18 protein-coding genes are annotated in these 19,674 nt (G+C 48.1%); 8 read left to right on the top strand and 10 right to left on the bottom strand.

The window, feature by feature from the left end:
• Window positions 1-112 precede the first annotated feature (112 nt).
• Window positions 113-1,024 (top strand): AraC family transcriptional regulator, encoded by a 912-nt coding sequence (locus UNH61_RS22695; protein WP_326994298.1) that lies wholly within the window; start codon window positions 113-115, stop codon window positions 1,022-1,024.
• Window positions 1,025-1,083: 59 nt separating this feature from the next.
• The gene (locus UNH61_RS22690) at window positions 1,084-1,509 is read left to right on the top strand and encodes an SRPBCC family protein (RefSeq protein ID WP_326994297.1); all 426 of its coding nucleotides are present in this window, start codon (window positions 1,084-1,086) and stop codon (window positions 1,507-1,509) included.
• Between the two features lie 66 nt (window positions 1,510-1,575).
• Here UNH61_RS22690 and UNH61_RS22685 read toward each other — a convergent pair whose 3' ends face one another.
• Entirely contained in the window at window positions 1,576-2,745 is a 1,170-nt protein-coding gene (locus UNH61_RS22685) for a hypothetical protein (protein WP_326994296.1), read from the bottom strand.
• Window positions 2,746-3,047: 302 nt separating this feature from the next.
• Here UNH61_RS22685 and UNH61_RS22680 point away from each other — a divergent pair, with 302 nt between their 5' ends.
• Complete coding sequence (locus UNH61_RS22680) at window positions 3,048-3,614, top strand: YceI family protein (RefSeq protein WP_326994295.1); 567 nt, start codon at window positions 3,048-3,050, stop codon at window positions 3,612-3,614.
• 2 nt (window positions 3,615-3,616) lie between these two features.
• Here UNH61_RS22680 and UNH61_RS22675 read toward each other — a convergent pair whose 3' ends face one another.
• On the bottom strand, window positions 3,617-4,057 hold the full coding sequence (locus UNH61_RS22675; protein WP_326994294.1) for a GNAT family N-acetyltransferase: 441 nt from the start codon (window positions 4,055-4,057) through the stop codon (window positions 3,617-3,619).
• 10 nt (window positions 4,058-4,067) lie between these two features.
• Entirely contained in the window at window positions 4,068-4,508 is a 441-nt protein-coding gene (locus UNH61_RS22670) for a carboxymuconolactone decarboxylase family protein (RefSeq protein WP_326994293.1), read from the bottom strand.
• Between the two features lie 82 nt (window positions 4,509-4,590).
• Between UNH61_RS22670 and UNH61_RS22665 the strand changes: the two genes are divergently transcribed.
• Window positions 4,591-6,054, top strand: coding sequence for a PLP-dependent aminotransferase family protein (locus tag UNH61_RS22665; protein WP_326994292.1), 1,464 nt, complete (start codon window positions 4,591-4,593; stop codon window positions 6,052-6,054).
• A 10-nt stretch (window positions 6,055-6,064) separates the two neighbouring features.
• On the opposite strand, the gene UNH61_RS22660 is transcribed toward UNH61_RS22665, so the two are convergent.
• From UNH61_RS22660 to UNH61_RS22640, 5 genes are read right to left on the bottom strand one after another with little or no spacing between them, the layout of a single operon-like run.
• Window positions 6,065-6,463, bottom strand: a complete 399-nt coding sequence (locus UNH61_RS22660; protein ID WP_326994291.1) for a hypothetical protein — start codon at window positions 6,461-6,463, stop codon at window positions 6,065-6,067.
• 30 nt (window positions 6,464-6,493) lie between these two features.
• The gene (locus UNH61_RS22655; protein ID WP_326994290.1) at window positions 6,494-7,888 is read right to left on the bottom strand and encodes a DUF4302 domain-containing protein; all 1,395 of its coding nucleotides are present in this window, start codon (window positions 7,886-7,888) and stop codon (window positions 6,494-6,496) included.
• A 23-nt stretch (window positions 7,889-7,911) separates the two neighbouring features.
• Window positions 7,912-8,805 (bottom strand): substrate import-associated zinc metallohydrolase lipoprotein, encoded by an 894-nt coding sequence (locus UNH61_RS22650; RefSeq protein ID WP_326994289.1) that lies wholly within the window; start codon window positions 8,803-8,805, stop codon window positions 7,912-7,914.
• A gap of 27 nt (window positions 8,806-8,832) precedes the next feature.
• Window positions 8,833-10,260 carry a RagB/SusD family nutrient uptake outer membrane protein gene (locus tag UNH61_RS22645; protein ID WP_326994288.1) on the bottom strand — a complete coding sequence of 476 codons (1,428 nt, stop codon included), beginning with the start codon at window positions 10,258-10,260 and terminating at the stop codon, window positions 8,833-8,835.
• A 16-nt stretch (window positions 10,261-10,276) separates the two neighbouring features.
• Window positions 10,277-13,636 carry a SusC/RagA family TonB-linked outer membrane protein gene (locus UNH61_RS22640; RefSeq protein ID WP_326994287.1) on the bottom strand — a complete coding sequence of 1,120 codons (3,360 nt, stop codon included), beginning with the start codon at window positions 13,634-13,636 and terminating at the stop codon, window positions 10,277-10,279.
• A 360-nt stretch (window positions 13,637-13,996) separates the two neighbouring features.
• Between UNH61_RS22640 and UNH61_RS22635 the strand changes: the two genes are divergently transcribed.
• Window positions 13,997-14,575, top strand: coding sequence for a sigma-70 family RNA polymerase sigma factor (locus UNH61_RS22635; protein WP_326994286.1), 579 nt, complete (start codon window positions 13,997-13,999; stop codon window positions 14,573-14,575).
• Window positions 14,576-14,577: 2 nt separating this feature from the next.
• Here the strand turns inward: UNH61_RS22635 and UNH61_RS22630 are convergent, their stop codons facing one another.
• Both UNH61_RS22630 and UNH61_RS22625 read right to left on the bottom strand, forming a co-directional pair.
• The gene (locus UNH61_RS22630) at window positions 14,578-15,570 is read right to left on the bottom strand and encodes an AraC family transcriptional regulator (protein WP_326994285.1); all 993 of its coding nucleotides are present in this window, start codon (window positions 15,568-15,570) and stop codon (window positions 14,578-14,580) included.
• A 113-nt stretch (window positions 15,571-15,683) separates the two neighbouring features.
• Complete coding sequence (locus tag UNH61_RS22625) at window positions 15,684-16,643, bottom strand: DUF6268 family outer membrane beta-barrel protein (protein WP_326994284.1); 960 nt, start codon at window positions 16,641-16,643, stop codon at window positions 15,684-15,686.
• 168 nt (window positions 16,644-16,811) lie between these two features.
• On the opposite strand from UNH61_RS22625, the gene UNH61_RS22620 reads away from it, so the two are divergent.
• The 3 genes from UNH61_RS22620 (at window position 16,812) to UNH61_RS22610 (ending at window position 19,482) form a co-directional block, all read left to right on the top strand.
• Window positions 16,812-17,384: a sigma-70 family RNA polymerase sigma factor gene (locus UNH61_RS22620; RefSeq protein WP_326994283.1), complete on the top strand. Its 573-nt coding sequence runs from the start codon at window positions 16,812-16,814 to the stop codon at window positions 17,382-17,384.
• 149 nt (window positions 17,385-17,533) lie between these two features.
• The gene (locus tag UNH61_RS22615; RefSeq protein WP_326994282.1) at window positions 17,534-18,127 is read left to right on the top strand and encodes a sigma-70 family RNA polymerase sigma factor; all 594 of its coding nucleotides are present in this window, start codon (window positions 17,534-17,536) and stop codon (window positions 18,125-18,127) included.
• Between the two features lie 125 nt (window positions 18,128-18,252).
• A complete protein-coding gene (locus UNH61_RS22610; protein ID WP_326994281.1) occupies window positions 18,253-19,482 on the top strand; it encodes a FecR domain-containing protein in 1,230 nt (409 codons plus the stop codon).
• Window positions 19,483-19,674: the final 192 nt, after the last annotated feature.

Below are 19,674 nucleotides of genomic sequence, written 5' to 3'. Positions count from 1 at the left end.
CAAAGATACCCGGCACAACATCCGGGGAATTGTAGTTATAACAGGAATAATTGTAGAATTCAAAGAAATGACGTCAGCTAAAGGTAGTTATTATTCGTAATTTTGGCGTGTTATGGAGGCAACCACCAACATCCGGAAATTAGTTACACCACATAGTATCACCAACATTACAGACTGGTATTGTGACGATATACGGCTTACCTATACCCACAGCAGTTTCGATATGAAAGACACCATGAATGCCAGCAACGATCTGGACGTGGTACGCCTGCATTTCGGGCTGAAAGGGGATTATGCTTTTGATTATAAACAGCTGAACCGCCGCTTCGATCTGATTGGCGGGCATCATAATATCATGTATTCCAAAGGGCTTGAGATAGCGGTGACTCCGAAAGCGACTGTCATAGAAACATTCGGTGTAGATTTTCCCAAAGAACAATTCATTGCATTTACTACCAATGGAAATGAGCCACTGAAGTGTTTTTGTGAAGATGTTTTGAATGGAAAGCCGGTGCTGCTCTCCGAATACTGGGGCCCGATTGATACCAATATTCAGCAGGTAATCAGCCAGGTGCTGCATTGCCGCTATTCCGGACAGATGAGGAAATTATTCCTCTTGTCGAAGAGCATTGAGTTATTAGTACTGTCTGCGGAAGCATATAATTATGTGGCGGCTAAGAAAGAGCTCTTTATCAGGAGTAAATCCGATAAGGAAAAACTCATTGCTGTACGGGATCTGATCAACGACCGGCTGAATGATCCACCGGGATTGAGTGAGATTGCCCAAATGGTAGGGCTCAACGAATACAAGCTAAAGCGTGGCTTTAAGGAAACCTTTAATACAACCGTGTTCGGATATCTTTCGGGTCAGCGCCTGCAAATGGCCAACCAGTACCTGTTGAATACCACTAAAACCTCTGCTGAAATAGCGTATGAGCTGGGTTACTCCACCCCGCAGCATTTCAACAATGCCTTCAAGAAAATGTTCGGCGTTACTCCTAATTCGATTAGAATTAATCCGTAAAATGCAATCCACTCCCCCGGAGGCAGCTTAATATTGTGAAAATATAAAAACACCATATTATGGACAAGCAATTGAAACTGACGGAATCTATTACCATTCATGCTCCGGCTGCCAGTGTATGGCATGCGCTTACCGATAAAGCCACTATTAAAGAATACTTCTTTGGCACCGATGTAAAATCAGACTGGAAAAAAGGCAGCGCTATTATATGGTCCGGCGAATGGGAAGGAAAATACTATGAGGAAACAGGGAAGGTACTGGAAGTAGAAGAAAACAAACGCCTGGTATATAATTACCTCAGCTCCGGCAAGGAAGATAAGCCGGAAAACTATGCCATCATTCACTACCTCCTCGAACCGTCCGGCAAGGATATTCACTTTACCGTTACCCAGGAAAACTTTCTCAGTTCGGAAGCTTATGAACATTCTGTGGAGAACTGGAAAGCGGTGTTGGCGGGATTGAAGAAGATTGCAGAAAGGAATTAAGCATAAAAAGCATAGATCCGGACGATTTAAGATTATTCGCCTGGATCTACGCTTTTTATGCTTAATTTATTTGATAACAGCTATATCAAGCTCCTGCCTCAGTGCAGGGAGCGAGAAATATTTTTGTTGGCTCAGGTACTCTCTTAATCCGGGATCTTTCGTGAACAGATGGTTCTTCAATAGTTCCTCTTCCGGCCACAGCTCCGGGTGTTTGGGTTTCAGCTCATGATATAACGGCACGTAGATATTAGCAATATATGCTACGATCTTTCGCTTTTCATCCAGTGTAAAGTAATCGAATGGATGGTTTACATAGCCTCTGCCATCTATATCACTACGCTTTTCATACAGATCAAAAGTATAGGCATCCAGTGCTTCAAGAAAGCGTATATCCGTTTCCGTAGTATGGGATTTGATCCAGTCCAGGAGTTCTTCTTTTATGATCAGTTTTCCGTTACAGTCTTTTACAAAAATGATTTCTCCTGCAAGGGGCATTTTATCTTCCTGCATTCTCAGGTAATCATTCATGACCAGGTCGTTAATCCTGGGTTCTTTCGTGTAACCGAACGATTTTACCAGTGTTTTGAGAAAAAGGGAATCGTCGTTTAAAAGAACGGACAGATCAGCTTTGCTGTCGTTTAAAAGATATTTATTCCTGGAAACATCCACCGGACGCATACTGATTGTGTAATGCAAGCTATCCGTAAAATTAACATAGTCACCGATGAGAGGCACCGGGGTAATGAATTTATACTTTTTTGACAGGAATATATTGTCGACGGTATAGTCGTATTCGCGATTCCGTTCTTTGTTATCCACAAGTAAAGTGACGAATTGTTCGTGATCTTTGGTCTTACATTTTTCAGCATCATAAATGTCGCCGAAGAGCGATTTCATTTTTTCCTGAAAGGCTGCATCAGATAAAGTAACGAAATGTTTTTCGGCCAAACCATCGGCAATAACTGGCAGCGCAATGTTTACATCAGCTGCTGTATAACGGTACCTGAGCTTAGGATTGTCCAGCTCCATCGTCATTTGCAAATCGTTTTGTTTTTTTATAGCCGCCGCATTCCGGGTATATAGTTTTTTATCAGGTTTGATACTGTCAGTATGAATGGTGCTGGCAGCACCGCTCTTTTGCTGATTACAACTGGTATAAGTAACAATGGTCGTTATCGCTCCAATTAAAATGATATAGTGAAACTTCATATAGTCTTTTCCGTGATCGATGGCCAACGTTGCCGTCTGGTTTAATTTTTCTGGTACAGTTTAAATTCAAGTTATCTCTTTTTTTAAAAATTCCGTTTTCAGGAATCCCATTTTCTGTTTTTTGCAGGCCTTCGGGAGATGTTAAAGGCGACGGGTGAGCGATAGAACGATTGCACGATGTAGCTGTGGTTACCAGCGCTGGTTTCCATCGGCTGGCAGGATGGGGAACAATGGATGCAAATGAGGCATATGAACTTTGGGTTATTTTTCGGGGAGAGGAGTGGCAAAAGGATTTGGCAATACCGTAATTAAGTGTCAACTTAGCAATTATGGGAAAATTTGTTGCTTTTCGCCGCTTGTGGCTGTTATGTTTGCTGATTTGCAGTAGCACTGTATTGCAGGCACAGAAATATGTTCCTGTTGATGAAGGGTCTAAAGTACAGTTTACCATTGTTAACCATCTTATTTTCTCGACTACCGTCAACGGATATTTCAAAGGCCTGAAGGGCAACATAACATTTGATCCGCAGGATCTGAAATCTGCCAGGATAGAAGCCAGTGTGGAGGTGAAAACGATCAGCACCGGCATTGGTAAACGCGACAGGGATCTGATGGAGGAGAAATATTTCAATGCAGACAAATATCCTGTGATGCGGCTGTTGTCGTCTTCCATTACAGGTACAGACAAGCAGGGTACCTATCATCTCACTGCAGCACTTACTATAAAAGGAGTTACCCGCACGGTTACTTTCCCGTTTACAGCAGTGGTATCTGCCAATGGCTGCCAGTTCACCGGCAAATTCACGATCAACCGCCGCGATTTTAACGTGGGGCCTGATAACGCGATCGACGATAAACTGACAGTCGCACTGAATGTACTTACTAAGAAACAATAACTTTACTTTCCCGCCAGTGGTTGCGTAAAGTGGAATGCTGATATATAGTAACCCCGCCGGTGATACAGCTTATGGGCATCGAGCCTGTCGGGGCCGGAATCCAATCGTACAGAGCGCAGTCCTTCTTTTTCCGCTATTCCACGGATGTGGTTCAATAGCAGGGTCGCATAGCCCCGGCCCTGGAATTCAGGCAGGCAGGCCAGATCGTCGATGTAAATAGTTGTACCGGAAACCAGCATGGTCCTGTGCCGGAAGCCCGCGAATGCTGCAACCCTGGAAGGATCTTCTTCCGCAGTCACATATATCAGCTCGTATTTTTCCTCCTGCATTTGTTTCAGTAGTTCCATCATTTGCTCCGACCGGAGAGAAGGACGGAGGTATTGTATCACTTCGGTGCAGGCCATGAATGCCTCCTTTGTAAGGGCGTATTGAATAGATGGCATAAGTTGGGTGTTATTGCCCTGGTATGCGGCGGGAGCTGATCCCGATCCGGTTCCAGGCGTTAATAATATTAATAGCCATGATCAGTTCTGCGGTTCCTTTCAACCCGAACTGCTGTACTGCTCTGTCGTAAGTGGTATCGGTGAGTCCTTCTCGGTGTATGAAAGTGATTTCTTCCGTCATTTGAAGGATGATTCTTTCTTCTTCGCTGAACTGAGGTGATTCGCGCCAGGCATTTAGCAGGTAAACCCGTTGTTCTGTTTCGCCGTGCGCACGTGCATCTTTAATATGTTTGTCGATGCAGTACGCGCAGCCATTGAGTTGGGAAGCCCTGATTTTTATCAGTTCCTTATGCAGGAATGCAATGCCGGTTTGCGCCAGGTATTTCTCTAAGCCAAGCATAGCGGAATAAGCGTTCGTGTCTACTTCGTTCATCAGGAATCTATTCTTCATCTTTTGTTGAATTTTTGATGTTCAAAATTAGAATTAACTGGAGTATCTTAGTAGTCCACTTTATAATCGTTAAGTAGTCCAGATGCTGCCATTCAAAACCCTGATACAAATCGATAAAAACGGTAAGCTGCCGGTATACCAGCAGGTTGCTAACCGGCTGGTAGGGCTGATCCAGGAGGGATTATTGAAGCCCGGACTGTATTTACCGGGCAGCCGGGTGCTGGCCGAACAGCTGATGTTGCATCGCAAAACGGTGATTGCGGCCTACGATGAACTCATCAGCCAGGACTGGCTGGTGGCTGTTCCCCGGAAAGGGGTGATGGTAGCCGTTAACCTGCCTGATATCAAGCCGCGGTCGTTCAGTGCAGGGGCTTCGCCGTATAATACGTCGGCAGCGTTTTCATTCCGGGCCGTATCATCTGTTCAGACGCCCGCAGCTGCTGCGGGAACGCTGGTCATCAACGACGGCTTTCCTGATGCGAGGATTGCGCCTCTGAACGCCTGGGTGAGGGAATGCAGGGCGGTGATCGACAGCCCGCGCTATCACCGCTCACTGATGTACGGTTCGGGTACAGGAACGGAAACGCTGCGCCGGGAAATGCAGCGTTACCTGTCGGATACCCGGGGGCTGCGGATAAGTGTCAGCAACCTGATGATCACCCGCGGAGCGCAGATGGCTATATACCTTGCCGCTTCACTGATCATTAAACCTGGTGATGAAGTAATTGTTGGGAGTCCTGATTATTTTTTGGCGGACCTTTGTTTTGAGCAATTGGGGGCCAGGTTGCAGCGTGTGCCGGTAGATGAAGAAGGGATTGATGTAGATGCCGTTGAACAGCTATGCAGTACCCGCAAAATAAAGATGCTCTATCTTATTCCGCATCATCATCATCCTACCACCGTTACCCTCAGTGCAGCGCGCAGAATGAAGCTGCTGGAGATTATTCGCCGGCACAAACTGCCGGTGATAGAAGATGACTACGACTATGATTTTCACTACAACTCGGCGCCCATATTACCGCTGGCCAGTGCAGATCATGGGGGGAATGTTATCTATATAGGCTCTTTTACCAAATCGCTGGGGCTTTCGGTGCGTATCGGATTCATGGTGGCAACACCTGATTTCATAGAACAGGCCACCGGGCTGCGTAAATTAATGGATATCCGGGGTGATAATCTTTCAGAGCTGGCCCTGGCTAATCTGCTGGCGGATGGTACTATTGAACGGCATCTTAAAAAATCGAATAAGGTATATAAAGAGAGACGTGATTTGCTTTGTACCCAATTAACAACGCGCCTCGGGAAGGCGGTGCAGTTCACTATACCTTCAGGAGGCATGGCGTTATGGCTGCGCTTTGCAAAGAAGTATCCCCTGGCGAAAATCGCTGCGAAAGCTCAAAGTATGGGATTGCACATGAGCAACGGAGCGCAATACTGTTACGGTAGTGCTGCTCAGAATGGGCTGCGTTTCGGGTTCGCCTCGCTTAACGCCAGAGAGATACATGCAGTGGTAAATATATTAGAGCAGCTAACTACCGGTAGTTAGCTGCTGATAGTTAATAAAACAGCGCATTGAGAAAACTGATTTCATCCGGCGCTGGTTTGGAAGCCAGGAAGCGTGTCATTTGTTCCTTGCTGAGAATATTTGCCAGGTTGTCGCGGAAGGTGTTGAACAGGGTTGTTTGCTGCGACTGATAGGCAGCGGTGTTGTTCCTGTTCGCCAGCGCCAGGGCCCTTTTGGCTTCCATATAATCGAGGATTAGTTTATTCACAGTAGGTTTCTGCGCATCGGTGATACCTACCGGTTGCATAAAAGTTCTGGTGAGATCGGCGCGGGCCATTGTTGTTTTCACGCCGGCTTTGATCGCTTCTGCCATGGACGGAGTATTGTTCTGCGCCATCAATAACTGATGCATGCCCAGGCAAAGAATGGTGATGAGAAATATCTTTTTCATGTTTTCGTCTTTTTAATAATTAACTACCCACTATTGATGTTGCCACGTCATCCAACCTGTGGCATCGCCGGCGGTGACCATATCATAGACGCCGTTGATTTCTTTTTTAATAATATAGAAACCATAGGTGAGGCCACTGTAGGAAGGATCCGTTTGGCCGGTGGCGAATATTTGATTGGTGGCCAGCAATCCGGGTGGGTTTTGTATAGGGTCACCGCCGAACAACATTCTGGGCACCAGCCTGCCTTGTATCACCCTGGTGAATGATACGCCTCCAGCGAATATGTAGGGATAGTTATTATTGCCACCGATGAAGAACGGAGACAGAATGTCATAGTATCTTCCTCCACCGCCGGAAACTCTTCCGGGGAAAAACACGAAAGCATAGAATGTTTCACCGGGGTAGGGCAGATGACGTATATCATAGGCATCATCAACACCGTTCACGAGAAAACCTTTTGGAGAAATCCAGGGATTATTGAATCCTTCCTGGTAGAAGCTGGCTGCAATGGTTCTGTCGAACACCAGTGGTGCAATAGCCGGAGAAATGGTGGCAGCTGCACTGCCATTAAGCGTCGCGGATATATTCCCCGCAGCATCATTCCAGATGAGGGCGTTCAGGCTTTTCACGGTTTGGCCGCCTATGTTAAGCGGAGTACCGAATACGAGATCCTGCCCCAGGAACTGCACAGGAACATTCACCGGCGCTGTTTGCCCCTGGTAAGCGATATTAAAGGTTCTGTTGCCTATTCCGGGTGTTATTTCAAATGTAACACCGCCCGCAGTTACGCGCTTGAAATAGGTGAGTATCTTTTTAAGCGCGTTGAGCGAGCTGAATCCACTGGTAGTGAAAGACTGCTGCTGCGCCTGCGTAGCTTTTACCAGTGTGGCTGTGCAATTATTCAAATTGCCTGTCAGGCGGATCGTATCTCCCAGCTGGGAGGCGCCGACGCTATCGGCAAAAGAAAATTCAAAATCAGTACCCCAGCCGAAGCCATCGCCATATGGTGAACCGGAAATGGATGCATCAGGATCACAGGGATAGTGCACATAACTGTAGGTATCGAAGATCAGTGTGGGGCGCTGTACTGCTTTGACGCGGTAGCCCGATTTGCCGAAAGTATTGGTGGTGGTATTGTTGAAGTCTGATATCATGGATACCTGTTCGTCTTTACCGAAAGTCATATAAAAGGTAAATATCGACTTAGGCCCCGGGCGTGTAACGCCTCCGTTGACGGCGATACCGTTGGTATACTCTGTCAGTATCCAGCCATAAGGTGCATCTGTCAGCTTTTGCTGATAGGCCGCCAATGCGTTAGCTATCCTGACATCGGTAGGCTGGCCATCGATGTTCAGATCAGATTTCCTGCTGCAGGCAGCAAGAACGATACTGACGCACAAAAGATATATCCGTATATTTTTCATAAAGAAAAGTTCAGGTGAAACAATTATTGATAAAAGGCTGTCAGCGCCCGGCGGCATCTGGCCTGCAAGGCATAAAAGTCAATATGCCATGACCTGGCATAATAATCAACAACAGCCGCTTCTTTTGCGCGCAGGGCAATGTAAGATGCAGAGCCAGGCCCGCCGGTTTGTTCGGCCATGATCTTTTCATAGTCGTCGAAACCCGATAGGCCGTTTTGCGCTCCTATCAGCATGGTAGCTACCATCTCCACGAAATCTTCTTTAGGATCAGATTCCGCATAGGCGGTGATAAACCCGTTCTGCCGGGCATCCTGATCAGCCACATTGTACCAGTTGCCGGTGTAGTGCGGAGTTATCTGCTTGAAGGTGGGAGGCACCAGTATATTCTGATTGAGTATGTGGCCGAATTCGTGGTGCATGGTATGGCCCATCTGTTTCAGTATAGCGGAATCCTTTGCGGCAGCCGTGAAGTAATTGAGCATGTAAAGCAGCATTTCTGTGCCGCCTTCTGCCTGCCCGAGTATGATGGAGCCGTTGCTCTGAAATTCAGCGGAGCCCGCCAGTTTGATTGTTTTAGGGAAGTAGCCTCTCATGAAGCCGGTACTACCGGTCTGATCGTTATATGGGCGGAAAACTACCGCCAGCAGGGCTTTCAGAGAAGGCGTTACTTTACTGGCGATGGGAGGCACCATGTCGTATGGAAAGTCGAGCTGTCCGGGTGTCCACTTATAGTATACCGCTATGTTATAGGGTATGGTCAGGCTGTCGTGGATAAAAACATCTGTGGGCGTGGTGCCGGTAGAGTCGCCCCCCAAACCGGGCGGGGGAGTGGTCAGGCTGACCTTTTCCTTTTTACAGGCGCCGCATATCACCAGTCCCAGTAACAACAGTAGCGTTGGAAATATTTGTGTTTTCATGTTTCGTTTTTTTGTTTGAACAAACCCTTATCTGGGATTGAGCGTCATGCCGTCGTTCACGGCTTCAGGAGGCAGTTGCAGCAATCGTCTTTTATCTCCGGCCACCAGGGTAGTACTGAAATTGGGAGATCCTGTATGTGTAACCGGGATGTTAAGCCGCAAGATATCCAGCCATCTGAGTCCTTCCTGCATATAGGTGGCCCTTTTGAAATCGAGGGTCGTCAGCAGCATGGAGATGTCCAGGGTGGCGCCGTAAAAGTTCGTCATCTTGTCCGCTGTTACATTATGCCTTGCCGGATCGTAGTTGCTGACATTGTTGCCTACCCAGGTATTCAGATCAGCGATCGCTGCGTCGTAGTTCTTCAAACGGATATTGGCCTCCGCTCTGTTGAGCAGTACTTCATCCATACTGAACAGCGACATGATGTTCACGTCTCTTCTGAATTTCGGAAAGTTGAAATACTGAGGTCCGGCGCCATAGACGTTCATGGCGTAGCTGCCGCCCGTTACGTTCTGAGAAAAGAATAACGCAGCGTTCAGCTGGGAGCCGATGCCATAGCGATAGCTGTAATAGTTGTTCGGATATTTGCTGCCCGGGGCTTCCTGCAACAGGATGTTGGCGGGGTTGGAGGAGTTGTTGTAGTAAACGGTCATATCGTCGTACGACATCGCATAAAATTTTACCTGGTTGCGGATCAGTCCTGCCGGATTGGCGCTGCCAAAAACTGCGGTGCTATGTTCCACCACTTTGGCGAAGTCTCTTTTGAACAGGTAAAACCTGGCGGCAAAAGCATGTGCCGCCTGTAGGGTGAAATGGAACTTAGGTGCGTCGCCGTACACTTTATCCTGCAGAAGCGGCAAGCCTGTCAGCAGGTCGCTTTCAATATGCGCATACGCAGCTGCTACGGTGCTCCGGTCGAATTTGCCGAACACGGATTTATTTACTGCAGTCATATAAGGCACACCGGGATCGCTGCCTGCCGTTGCCGGGTCGTAGGCTTTTGCGTAAAGCGTTACCAGCATAAAATGTGCGTAAGCGCGGCAAAGCAACGCCTCGCCTTTCTGTGCGGAGTAATTCGCTGAATCAGGCCCGTTGCAATAGGTAAGTGCCTGATTAGCCACCGCTATGGCTGCATAGCAGGAATCCCAGTAGGCGATGGGAGAATCCGCGGAGATATCCTGAGGATCCTGGTATTTGAAAGATTGGGTATTGACAAGGAACGTCTGCGGATCTATGCCTGTTCCGGAGTTGCCTTTATCTTCCACATTGTCGCTCAGGGCCTCACAGAAAAGCATATACGTAGCATGCGGATATGCCGTGGTGAGCAGCTGCGTTACCTGTGTGGGATTGGTGATAACCGTGCGGTTGTCAGGCAGGGTTTCGAGGAATTTCTTACAACTGCCCGTTCCGGTCAGGACCGTTATGATGCTTATATATAGCAATAGTTTTTTCATGATCATGCTTTTTGAATTAAAGACTAACCCTCAGTGAAAAAGTAACCTGCTTATTCACGGGCAGGGCTACACCACCTGTATTATAGAATTCAGGATCCTGGCCGTGCAGTCTTTCTGCGGAATAAATCAACCAGAGATTATTACCGGTAGCTGTCAGCGAAGCCCCTTTCAGCCCAAAACGGGTAGCCATGGCGCCGGGAAGCTGGTAGGTGAGGGCAACGGATTTTAGCCGTACAAAACTGCCATCTGCCACCCGGTCATGGGAGAAGTTGTAATTGCTGTACGGGAACGCCGTATTGTTGGTCAGATTAGTCTGGGTATAGATATCCGCAATGGAGGGGATATTTGTTTTCTTCTCATCTCCCGGTAAACTCCATCTCCCCTTAAACTCATTCGGAAGGGAATTGAAATCTGAATAATCAGTACTATAAACCGGTGTAAGCCTTATTTTATTACCTGCCTGATAAGTCACCAGCGCCATCAGCGTAAAGTTTTTGTAACGGAAGCTGTTACTCCATCCGCCCGTGATAGTAGGATCGGAGGGGCCTTCGTATCTCAGGTATTGTACATTATGACTTTTCAGATATACTGCTGAAGACACGGTACCGGTATCATTGATAAATTGAGCAACGCCGTTGGCAGGATTCAGGCCGGCATTCTGCAGAGAGAAAAGCCCTCTTACAGGATAGCCCTGCAATGATCCGCCGCCTTCGCCAATCAGATCCGTAAGGATGGGATTATTCCTGGCATTGGTAATAAGTGTATTATTGTAACTGAAGACAAGGGTACTGGTCAGGTCCATATTCTTATGGGCAATCAGCTTACCGGTCAGCATCACATCCACCCCGTTGGATTTCATATTCGCGTAATTGGCAAACTGGTTCACCTGTCCGCCTACACCGGAGGTTTTGATCAGGCCTATCAGGTCAAAGCTTCGGCGGCGGTAGTAGTCGAACGTAAATCCAAGCCGTTCGTTAAAGAATCCCATATCTGTGCCCAGGTCCAGTTCATACTTCTTTTCCCAGGTCAGGTCTGCATTTTCCAGTGCCTGCAACAGTATAGCTGTTTGCTGATCTACCAGATAGGGGCGGTTGGTGATAAAGGATCTTAATATAGGGGTAGTGTTGGTAGCGCTTCCGGTGCTGGCATTCAGGCCGTAGCTGGCTTTGAGATACATATGACTAACGGCGTTGGCATCTTTCAGGAAGCTTTCTTCCGCCACATTCCAGTTGCCGGCTACTGTCCAGGTGGGCAGCCAGCGGGCTTTCGAGGAACTACCCAGGCGGTTGGAACCATCCACCCTGCCTGTAGCATTCAGGGTATATTTCTTTTGGTAGGTATAGCTGCCGCTCGCATAGAAGGCGGTGAAGCGATCGTATTCCCTGCTCATGCCGTAATAAGCGTTATTATTCTCTGTCATTTTTTTAATGAACAGGTAATCGATAAACGGCGTACCACCGGTATTATACTGATAACCAACGCCGGTATTGGCGGCTGTTTGCCTGTCGGCGTACTTCACTTCCTGTCCTACCAGTGCAGTAACCTGGTGCCGTTCGTCGTTAAACACCTGGTTATAGTTAAACTGGTTGCGGAAGGTATAGTTTTTCAGTTCCACATCGCTGCGTTTGTAGAAGCCTCCATAGGGGAGCACTACCACTGCCGGATCATTGGGAAGGTCGGGATTCTTATACAGGAACGGATTGTTGCCATTGATGATAGCCGTACCATTTGCACGGTACGCATTGGCTTCATTGGAGTTTTCGTTAACGTTATGTTCGGAAGTAGTTTTGGCATAACGGATCGCCCCGATGAATTCATAGTTGAAGTGTGAATTAAACCGGTAGCCCAGGTTGCCCTGTAGTTTGAGATCCATTACACTAACGTCGGTATAGTTGTTCCGCGTTTCGTCGAGGATATTAAAGGGGGCGTAGTTGCGGGTAAAGTATTCCAGCTGGCCTTTCTGATCGTAGGCGGTCAGGGCCCTGCTGGTATTGAGTGCATAGAAGAACGGGTTGATATCAAAATCCCGTTTATACATCCCCGTTTTATCGTCTGTTTGCCGGTCTTCCGTTCCGGGCGCCCGCTGCTGCCTTACGTTGCCATTTACCAGTACGCCGTAGGAGAGTTTGCTGTTGGGAGTATAGTTAGCCCTTATGTTTACGGTGTACCGTTTTACTTTGTCGGCGATAGTCCAGCCCTGATCATTATAAAAGCTGGTAGATAGATAGAGTTGGGATTTGTCCGATCCGGAAGAAATGCTGATAGAATGTTCCTGTGTAAGCGAGTTGCGGAACAGGACATCGAACCAGTCGGTATTGGCGTTGGCGTATCTCATCAGCCATTCCTGCCGGCCTTCCCGGGTATTGAGTACGGCAAATTTGCCGTCGGCGTCAGGGGTTTGCAGGAGGCGGCCCAGTTTACCATAGATACCGGAGGTAGCCTGGTTGATCAGCTGGGAATACTGTAGTAATTCTTTCCGTTCCAGTTCGGCGTAAACAGACATCTGATCGGCCGAGTTCATGATATCGTAATTGCGGTAAGAGGGTTTCAGCTGTACGCCGAAATTGCCGGTATAGGACACGATTGGTTTACCGCTTTTCCCTTTCTTGGTAGTGATAACTACTACGCCGTTCATGGCCCTGGCGCCATACAACGCGGTAGCAGCCGCATCTTTCAGGATATCGATGGTTTCGATATCGTCTGCATTGAGGCCGGCCACTGCCGATCCGAGCAGCGTCTGGATATTACCGCTGGTGAGTTGTTCGTTGGATACGTTAACGATATCTTCCAGTACCACGCCATCTACCACCCACAGTGGTTTGTTTTCGCCGGAGATAGAAGTGGCGCCACGGATACGCAATTTGGGAGCTGCGCCAAATGACCCCGATACATTCTGTACGCTCACTCCGGCAGCCCGGCCTTCCAGCATACGGCTGACGTCTGTGACACCGGCGATCTTTACGTTCTCTGCTTTGAGCGTAACTGCCGAACCGGCAAATTTGTTACGGTCGATGCTCTGGAACCCGGTTACCACCACACCTTCCAGCTCCTTCACCTCTTCTGTGAGTACGATGATCATATTATCGGCTGCCGGTACTTCCCGGGATTTGTATCCGATGGCGGATACCGTCAGCGCGGTGCCTGCCTGCACATCCAGTTCAAAGGCGCCGGAAGTAGCTGTAATAGCTCCTTTGGCACTGCCTCTTACTTTCACAGAAGCGCCGGATACCGCTTCTCCTTTAGCATTCCGGACAACGCCATGTATGGGGCCCGTTTTTATATTCTGCCGGTAAACTTCCGGGGGCAACTTTTCAATAGGGTCTCTTGCGCTTAGCTGCAGGGTAAGACCAATCAAGGCGAGTGATAGTAGCTTCATAAATATAAGCGATTTGGTTGAACGGGATGATATGTGCCGTTAGTGACAGCGGTTTACCGGATATTTCAACAATTGCTATTGGCCGCATATTCAGGCACATTGGGCTTTAACTGTTATATTTTGGTCGATCACTATGCACCCCCAGAACAGAAAGACATAAAGCAAAAAACAATAGGGGATCAGGGCCGCATCAAAACTATTATAGTGTTAGTACTAATTTAGTTAAAAAACCAATACAGGCATCATAAAATGAAGAGGCTGGGATGGTTGGACAGGTATTTTATCTCATTTTGCCATGTAGTTTTTTTGGCGTATTTTGATATCTTTCTATGGACCTAATAATCCCATTATTCCACCGTCATGCATGATAATGAATTATGGTACTCCTATAAAGGAGGGGACGTGAAAGCTCTGGAAGGACTGTATGAGCAATATTATACCCCGCTCACCAATTACGGATGTAGGTTTACGGCAGATGATTCCTGTATAGAAGAGAGTTTGCAGGATCTTTTCCTGAGACTATGGCAGAACCGGGAACAGATAGGCCGGCCGGCGGTTGTAAAGCAGTTCCTCTATCATTCATTCCGCCGGATACTGTTACGCAAACTCGAATACGGCCCTGCGAGACATGAAGATGAGCTGTCTGGAGAACATATTCCTTTCAACCTCGCGCTGGGGTATCCGCATCCGACGATCAGGCAGGAGCGGATGGATGAGCTGCATACCCGGCTGGATGTGTTGCAGACCGCACTCACCAACCGGCAGCGGGAAGCCGTTTTTCTCCGGTATTATGAAGAGCTTTCCAATGAAGAAGTAGCGGAGATTATGCACATGAACAGGCATAGCATGCATAGGTTTATCTATCATGCGCTCGAATGCCTGCGTGGCCAGCTGCGTGATTTTACTTTGCTGTTGATCCTTTATGCGTTGAAGCGTTGAGGTTACCCCCTGAATTTAATAGGACTAGCCCCGAATTTTTTCTTAAAAGCATTACTGAAATGAGCCAGCGAGGAGTAGCCGCAATCATAGGCTATTTCAGAGAGCGCTTTGTCGCCCCGGGCGATCCATTTCTTCGCCAGCAGCAAACGGTGATCATTCAGATATCCAAAAACCGTGGTAGAAAAAACCGATTTGAAACCGGCTTTTAGCTTGAATTCATTGAGTCCGCTCATTCTTGTTAACGTAGTGAGTGAAGGCGGATGCTGGATGTCTTCCACAATGATGTCCCTTGCCATATAGATCCTGGATAAATCCCCGGCAGACAACCGGAACTTACTGACAGCAGTACGCTCGTCGGCGCCAATCTGAGCGCACTGCAGTGTCAGCAATTCCGTGATCTTCGCCTGGATGAACAGTTTCCTGAGCCCGTCGCGGTAAGGGCACGATTTAATGTCGGCAATGATCTCATTCATCCTGGGGGTAATAGCAAGGCCATAGCGGTGAAGGTGCGTGGCCCGCTGCCCCGAGATGCCCGCTGCCATTTGGTACATAACCGGGCCGCTGTCTTCCGCCAGCCGGAGAAAATATTCCGGGTCGAAGGTAACCACAAATACATGGAGATGCTGTTGCTGCTTCAACAGGGAACGCTCCGCTGCAAAGGGGTTGTACAATATGGCATGTTGCCCGCCCGAAAAATGACAAGTGCTTTCCTGCTCGTGCAGCTTCGACGTAATAGTGCCTTGCTGCAGGAAAAACAGGCCTGGCCTGGGAGTAAGGCCATATGTATGGATGTTGACATCTTCCCGTACATTGATCTGGTAATCCCCAATCTGGATGCCCGGTAGTTGCAGCTGCCTGCTGCTAACCTGCCAGACGGGGTTACTAACCGTACCCGAAATATCTGTCAATTCCGTACCAACAGCACCCGCCATATCCGGATTTTCTTTCTCTGTATAAATAACTTCCCCCACATTGTTTGTGAACACCCAGTTCATATACCTGCTGTATAAAAGATGATTGATTGTATTAAGACAATCATCCTTTCGGGTACCCCTATCTCAGCAGGTGAAAAAAGAGCGTATTTGTTTTTTTATATCGGGAGATGACATCAGAAGCGGATCCTCGCGCCTGCGTTCAGATAGAAGTTAGTGGCCAGTTTATGCGCAGGTTTCTTCGAAAATATATCTGATATTTTCTTCTCTCCGAACGATGTTGATCTCAGGGGCATAATACCCCCTCCTCCGAAAATTTCGACCCGGCCCATATGCCAGTGGTTTTCCAGCCCTATGGGCAGCTCCCAGCAACCCATCAACCGCTTATCGGGATTACTGCGGTTCTCTACATCATAGGTCATCAGCCGGGGTTTAAAGCCGAGTGAAAGCTCATACTGCGGATTAAATTTCCGGGTGATGCTGATATTATAAGCCAGCCCGGGGCCTTTGTCGGGTACACTGATATCCAGCCTGTACTTGCCATCCAGCCGCCACTGCACAAATAACGCCGGCCAGAGCATAGGTGCACCAAAGTTGTTGTTGACAAAACCTCCGAACCCCAGGGAAAAGTTGCGGGCGAATTGTTTGATGAAAATACCGCCTGCATTTACGAAGATGTCGTTGCCATCTACCTGCCTGAGGTCGGAGTACAGGCCCACGGATACCAATCCGAGAAAGGCCCACCTGTTGTGCAGGCTGCGGTAATGTTGTATGCTGATATCGGCCGCGAAGAGATCGTCCGGAAAAATCTGTTTTTGGTAATCCTGGTTTTGCTGCCGGGTGAATATACCGTTCAGGGAACCGGACCAGGTACGCACCTTGCCGGTAGCAGTATCGATATGCGATGCCAGCTGAAAAGCAAGCCCGGCATTGAAGCGGTACTGGATAGTGGAGGCATGTGTTTTCACGGAATCTTCCGGCCTGATGTAGCGGGAAGATGGAATGAAGCTGGTACCTACCGTTACTTCGGTTATCTTAAACTGGGCTGCTGTGTACAGATAGCAGTTGTTTAGTACAACCAATAACGCTATCCCTTTCATCCAACGGATATATGTGCGGTCGTTTGTTTTTTTCATATAGTTGAGCATTTACCGGCAAAGCAACTTCAATCCGGCGCCAATGCTTTGTGCCAGACGGATATTAATTTGCATGATCCGGATTATTCCGTTCGCAACCACCCGGCGCCCTGTTTGGGTATCCGGGATAAATACACTTATTTTGTCGGTCAGCTTTGGTAGCGCAACATGAAAGAAGACAGCAGCAATTATTCCCTGTATGATGATGACGACCTGGTGATGGCCATGAGGGAGCGTGCGGATATGCGGGCGTTTGAGGAGATCTACAAACGTTTCTGGTTCCCGCTGTACAGTGCTGCCGTAAAACGGACCGCGTCGAGGGAAGAGGCAGAGGAGCTGATCCAGACGATCTTCACCAGGCTCTGGGCAAGCCGGCATAAGGCCGTGATCAGCAACATCGGGGCATACCTGGCCGTTTCACTCCGGAATAGCCTGAACGACCAGCTGCGCCGGAAAATGACCGCTGAAAAATATATGCGAACCTTAGACACCACTCCTCTTGTTAATACCACAGAGGAAGATGTGAACCGGGAGTTGTTGCTGAAAGCCATTGATAAAACCCTGCGGGAACTGCCGGAGAAAACCCAGCTGGTTTTTCGTCTTAGCCGTTTTGAAAATAAATCGGTCCGGGAAATAGCCGGCAATCTTGAGCTCACCGAGAAAGCCGTGGAATATCATATCACCAAAGCCATTAAACTCCTGCGGCAACGCCTGCGTGGCTATCTTACCGCTTTTCTCTGAAAAATAGCTGACCTGTTGTCTATCTACATTAATTAAAAAAATACATAATAACTTGGAATACTCCAACAGGTATCCTATATTAGACGACCTCCCTGTTCAATAGATCTCAGACTTTTAAGAGGTATGGTACGAAAATACTTATCGGAGCAATGAACAACAATACCGGGGCAATTTTGCAGGCATTTCAGAAAGGTGATCGTGTGGCATTCAGTCATGTCTTCGACACATACTACCGTCAATTGATATACTTTGCCAGGAAGCTGACAGATAACTCTGCGGAGGCGGAAGACGTAGTGATGGATGCATTTTATCAGCTGTTCGACCGGTGCGCGCAATTCCAGACACTGCCTGCCATCAGATCCTTTTTATATGTTGCAGTACGCAATGCCGGTATAGACGCCCTGCGATCAAGAAAAAGTTATGAGGCCAGAAACCAGGCTTTCTTCGAACTGGCGGCAGACGATAATCTGGCGTACGAGCAAATGCGCGGTGAACTGCTTGCTGAAATATTCCAGGCAGCCGGACATCTTCCTGTAAAATGCCGGACAGTATTCTTTAAACTATATAAGGATGGACTAAAACCGGTGGAGGTGGCAAATGAGCTGGGGATCAGCGTGGAAAACGTATATAATCACCAGAAAAATGCCATGAAAATGCTCCGTCTCCGGTTAATTGACAGATCCCCTATGTACCTGCTAAGCTTAATCTCCATTCTCGGGGTGCTCCACCGTCTGCGGTCCTGAAAACAATCTGATAATTATTTTGCTTTTTTTTTTTAGGTTTTGCTATTTGGCTCCGTTATAATTAAAACCAGCCGTTATCAGTAGCATTAAATCCCCACAACAACGGGAGGTGAAATTTATTCAACATGGAGGATCAACAGGAAAAATGGCTGCTTATCAGCAAGTTTATCCGGGGGGAATTAACCCCGCCGGAAGAGGCTGAGCTACGGGAATGGCTAAACGAAAAACCCGGGAACAGGCAATTTTTCGAAGAGATCACCTCGGCAGAACAGCTACGCCACGAACTGCAGGAGTTTGCCAGTAAAGAGATCAGCGAGGAGAAGGCCTGGGAGAAGTTGCTGACAAGGGCCCGGGCCGATGGAAAAAGCTGGGCAAACGACAAGCCTGCTATCACACGGAAGTTTAGAATATGGAGATATGCCGCTGCTGCCGTTTTATTGATGTTGGCTGCAGGCGGCACGTATTGGGTACGTCATACAGGTACCGGCAGGAAAGATCTTTCCCGCATAGCTATCAATCAAAAGGCAGACTTGCAGGACCTGGCCCCGGGAAAAAATAAAGCCACCCTGACGCTGTCGGGCGGAGAAACGGTGGTGCTGGACAGCAGCGCCATCGGGCAGCAGCTGCGCCAGGGCGCTACCAGTATCTCTATTGCCGCTAACGGCCAGCTGGCTTATACCTCCGGCGCCGGCGGAGAGCACGCCATTCAGTATAATACAGTTACAACACCACCCGGAGGGCAATACCAGGTAGTGCTGCCCGATGGCAGCAGGGTATGGCTGAATGCTGCATCGGCTATCCGCTTTCCGGTAGCCTTCTCTGATAAAGAACGGGCAGTAGAAGTGAGCGGTGAAGTGTACTTTGAAATTAAGCCAAACATGCAGCGGCCGTTTAAGGTAAACGTTCGCGGAATGGAAGTAGCCGTGCTGGGAACCGAGTTTAATATCAATGCATATAAGGATGAACCGGTGATCAGCACCACGCTGTTATCCGGCCGGGTGGCGGTAACCAATAAAAGCTCCGGGCAGCAGGTTACTTTAAACCCCGGAGAGCAGGTGCAGGCATCCGATAAACAGCACACCGGCATGCAGTTAAGCAGGGTAGATACAGATCAGGTGATAGCCTGGAAAAATGGCCTGTTCCGGTTTTCGGGCGATGATCTGCAAGCCGTTATGCGGCAATTGGCCAGATGGTATAATGTAGAAGTTGTATATGAAGGACAAATTCCAAAGCGGTCATTTTCCGGTAAAATTCCCCGTAATATGACTGCATCAAAAGTACTGGAAATACTGAAAAGCGTTGGCGTAAACTTCCGCATAGATGCAAATGGAGGAAAGATCATAGTGGAAGAATAACACAGATACAGACAGCCGCAAAAGTACATGTAAAAAAATATTGCCAAAAGGGAGATACCAGCATCATCTGCTCACTATATCAGTGAGGTGGCCTTTTTATATCCATTTATCAACCCCATTAACTTTTCCCGGATTTGCTTTTTCGCTGAAACGGCAAACTGGTATATACAAACAAAAGCCGGTAAGCAGTGA

Source organism: Chitinophaga sp. 180180018-3 (assembly GCF_037893185.1).
Classification (GTDB): domain Bacteria; phylum Bacteroidota; class Bacteroidia; order Chitinophagales; family Chitinophagaceae; genus Chitinophaga.
Note: the sequence above shows the minus strand (reverse complement) of the source record. Positions and strands in the feature narration are given on the sequence as shown.

Excerpts from the sequence above, each read along its gene's own strand:
- UNH61_RS22665 (WP_326994292.1), top strand. The coding sequence starts at position 4,591 with ATGCTGCCATTCAAAACCCTGATACAAATCGATAAAAACGGTAAGCTG.
- UNH61_RS22630 (WP_326994285.1), bottom strand. The coding sequence starts at position 15,570 with ATGAACTGGGTGTTCACAAACAATGTGGGGGAAGTTATTTATACAGAG.
- UNH61_RS22625 (WP_326994284.1), bottom strand. The coding sequence starts at position 16,643 with ATGAAAAAAACAAACGACCGCACATATATCCGTTGGATGAAAGGGATA.
- UNH61_RS22670 (WP_326994293.1), bottom strand. The coding sequence starts at position 4,508 with ATGAAGAATAGATTCCTGATGAACGAAGTAGACACGAACGCTTATTCC.
- UNH61_RS22640 (WP_326994287.1), bottom strand. The coding sequence starts at position 13,636 with ATGAAGCTACTATCACTCGCCTTGATTGGTCTTACCCTGCAGCTAAGC.
- UNH61_RS22635 (WP_326994286.1), top strand. The coding sequence starts at position 13,997 with ATGCATGATAATGAATTATGGTACTCCTATAAAGGAGGGGACGTGAAA.
- UNH61_RS22690 (WP_326994297.1), top strand. The coding sequence starts at position 1,084 with ATGGACAAGCAATTGAAACTGACGGAATCTATTACCATTCATGCTCCG.
- UNH61_RS22680 (WP_326994295.1), top strand. The coding sequence starts at position 3,048 with ATGGGAAAATTTGTTGCTTTTCGCCGCTTGTGGCTGTTATGTTTGCTG.
- UNH61_RS22615 (WP_326994282.1), top strand. The coding sequence starts at position 17,534 with ATGAACAACAATACCGGGGCAATTTTGCAGGCATTTCAGAAAGGTGAT.
- UNH61_RS22675 (WP_326994294.1), bottom strand. The coding sequence starts at position 4,057 with ATGCCATCTATTCAATACGCCCTTACAAAGGAGGCATTCATGGCCTGC.
- UNH61_RS22655 (WP_326994290.1), bottom strand. The coding sequence starts at position 7,888 with ATGAAAAATATACGGATATATCTTTTGTGCGTCAGTATCGTTCTTGCT.
- UNH61_RS22695 (WP_326994298.1), top strand. The coding sequence starts at position 113 with ATGGAGGCAACCACCAACATCCGGAAATTAGTTACACCACATAGTATC.
- UNH61_RS22610 (WP_326994281.1), top strand. The coding sequence starts at position 18,253 with ATGGAGGATCAACAGGAAAAATGGCTGCTTATCAGCAAGTTTATCCGG.
- UNH61_RS22660 (WP_326994291.1), bottom strand. The coding sequence starts at position 6,463 with ATGAAAAAGATATTTCTCATCACCATTCTTTGCCTGGGCATGCATCAG.
- UNH61_RS22650 (WP_326994289.1), bottom strand. The coding sequence starts at position 8,805 with ATGAAAACACAAATATTTCCAACGCTACTGTTGTTACTGGGACTGGTG.
- UNH61_RS22645 (WP_326994288.1), bottom strand. The coding sequence starts at position 10,260 with ATGAAAAAACTATTGCTATATATAAGCATCATAACGGTCCTGACCGGA.
- UNH61_RS22620 (WP_326994283.1), top strand. The coding sequence starts at position 16,812 with ATGAAAGAAGACAGCAGCAATTATTCCCTGTATGATGATGACGACCTG.